Source organism: Rubrivirga sp. (genome assembly GCF_049648075.1).
Taxonomy (GTDB): Bacteria; Bacteroidota; Rhodothermia; order Rhodothermales; family Rubricoccaceae; genus Rubrivirga.
The window spans coordinates 1-2,269 of sequence record NZ_JBARYR010000659.1; the positions used below are offsets into that span (position 1 = coordinate 1).

Consider the following 2,269-nt stretch of genomic DNA (forward strand, 5'->3'; position numbering starts at 1 on the left):
GATCGCCGTCGGGCGTCATCGCGATGGCGCCGTTGTAGGTCTTGATCCCGCACGCGTAGGCCGTCGCGCTGGCCGCCGAGTCCGTCACGCGGTTGTCGGTCGCGGAGGTCTCGACCGACCCGACCAACAGGCTGTCGAAGGCGAGCGGCGCGCCCTTGGCCTCGGCGCCCATCGTGGCCGAGGCCGGCCCGAACCCGTCGGCGATCATCAGGATCACGTTGCGGGGCCGCTCGACCATCTCGCCCGACGGCTGGACCAGGGCGGGCTCGACCTCGAGGCCGACAGGACGGTCCATCGCGGGCGTCTGGGCCGTCGTGCAGGCCGCGGCGAAGAGGGAGAGACTGAGGAGCAAGGCGAAACGCATCGGGTCGAGGTCGGAGGTAGAGAGAGCGTACGAAGCACGAGGCCCCGCGAGTGAACGTCGGCGTTACGGCGTCCGTCTTCGCCCCGAATCCGAGTCCGCCCTCGAGGACTCGCGGCGGCGCCCCGGTATCCTGGACCGTCCTCGAAGACGCGTCTCCGGAGCGTCGTCCTCGAGGGCGGACCCGAACGGCGGCGCCCGACGAGCGTACCCCGACACCCAATCCCCCTCCCCCAATCCCCAAGAACATGAAGCTCACCGTGGTAGGCGCGGGCAACGTCGGCGCAACGGTCGCCGAGTGCGTCGCGCGAATGGACATCGTCCAGAACATCGCCCTCATCGACATCAACGCCGGCGTCGCCAAGGGCAAGGCCCTCGACCTGATGGAGTCGGCCCCGATCCACGGGTTCGACACCGTCATCGAGGGCGGCGACGACTACGCGATCACGAAGGACTCCGACGTGACCGTCATCACGGCCGGGCTCCCCCGCAAGGACGGCATGACGCGCGACGACCTCCTCAAGGTCAACTCGCAGATCGTGGCCAGCGTGACCAACAAGGTCGCGGAGCACTCGCCGAACACGATCATCATCGTGGTCTCGAACCCGCTCGACGTCATGACCTACGTCGCGTACATGGAGTCGGGCTTCCCGAGCCAGCGCGTGATGGGCATGGCCGGCGTCCTCGATACAGCGCGCTACCGGGCGTTCCTCAAGATGGAGACCGGCGCGTCCATCCGCGACATCAACGCGATGCTCCTGGGCGGCCACGGCGACTCGATGACGCCCCTCCCCCGCTTCACGACCATCGGCAGCCAGCCTGTGACGGACCTAATCGAGGCGTCTCGCCTGGACGAGATCATCGAGCGGACCAAGAAGGGCGGTGGCGAGATCGTCAAGCTGATGGGCACCTCGGCGTGGTATGCGCCGGGCGCCGGTGCGGCCGAGATGGTCGAGGCCATCGTCAAGGACTCGAACCGCGTGCTCCCGGCCGCGGCCTGGGTCACGGGCCAGTATGGGCTCGAGGACATGTTCATCGGCGTCCCGGTGCGGCTCGGCAAGGGCGGCGTCAAGGAGATCGTCGAGCTCGACCTCAACGACAAGGAGCAGTCCGACATGAAGGCGTCGGGCGACCACGTCTTGGATGTCATCGGCGCGTACAAGAACCTTCCCAAGGACGACGCCTAGGCTCGTCCTCGAGGCCGCGGCCTCGTCTGAAGGCACGGGGCGGCTCTCTTCGGAGGGCCGCCCTTTTTCGTCCTCGAGGACGGCGCGGCACGTCGTTTCTTGTCGCACATCGCTCTCTGCCATGCGCATCGTCCTCGCATTTGTCGTCCTCGCCTGTTCAGGGTGCGTCGCGACGTCGGAGCCCGCCGCCGAGGCGGAGCCGCCGCCCGGCCTCGAGGTCAAGGCCTTGACGCCCACCGTGTGGGTCCACACGACCTACCGAGACGTGGACGGGTTCGGACGGGTCCTGTCGAACGGGTTGGTCGTCGCGTCGGGCAGCGACGCGCTGTTGGTGGACGCGGCGTGGGGCGACGACCCCGAGCAGGCGACGACGGCCCTCCTGGCCGAGCTCCGCCTCCTGTGGGGCGCGGGCGTCCGACGGGCCGTCGTCTCGCACCACCACGACGACAGCGTCGGCGGCGTCCCGGCCTTGCGACGCGCCTCCGTCCCGGTCATCTCGACCTCGAGGACGGCCGACTTGATGGCCGCCGACGGCTACGCCCGGCCCGACAACGTCCTCGAGGGCGGCGACGCCTGGACGTTGCGGACTGGCGACCTCGAGGTCGAGGTGTTCGACGCCGGTCCGGGCCACACCGTCGACAACGTGGTCGTCTACGTGCCGAGCGCCGGGATCCTGTACGGCGGCTGCCTCATCCGCCCCGGCGGCTCAACGTCGCTCGGC

At 69.2% G+C, this 2,269-nt stretch carries 3 protein-coding genes; 2 read left to right on the forward strand and 1 reads right to left on the reverse strand.

What is annotated here, in order from left to right:
* Positions 1-352: alkaline phosphatase (locus WBA11_RS17715; RefSeq protein WP_424521966.1), on the reverse strand; the 352-nt coding region annotated here is incomplete at its 3' end.
* A gap of 257 nt (positions 353-609) precedes the next feature.
* Here WBA11_RS17715 and mdh point away from each other — a divergent pair.
* Positions 610-1,548 carry a malate dehydrogenase gene (gene mdh / locus WBA11_RS17720; protein ID WP_424521967.1) on the forward strand — a complete coding sequence of 313 codons (939 nt, stop codon included), beginning with the start codon at positions 610-612 and terminating at the stop codon, positions 1,546-1,548.
* A gap of 121 nt (positions 1,549-1,669) precedes the next feature.
* A partial coding sequence (locus tag WBA11_RS17725) for an MBL fold metallo-hydrolase (RefSeq protein WP_424521968.1) occupies positions 1,670-2,269 on the forward strand: 600 nt, incomplete at its 3' end.

What these genes read in the sequence shown, in the direction of transcription:
- mdh (WP_424521967.1), top strand. Translation starts at nt 610, where the DNA reads ATGAAGCTCACCGTGGTAGGCGCGGGCAACGTCGGCGCAACGGTCGCC.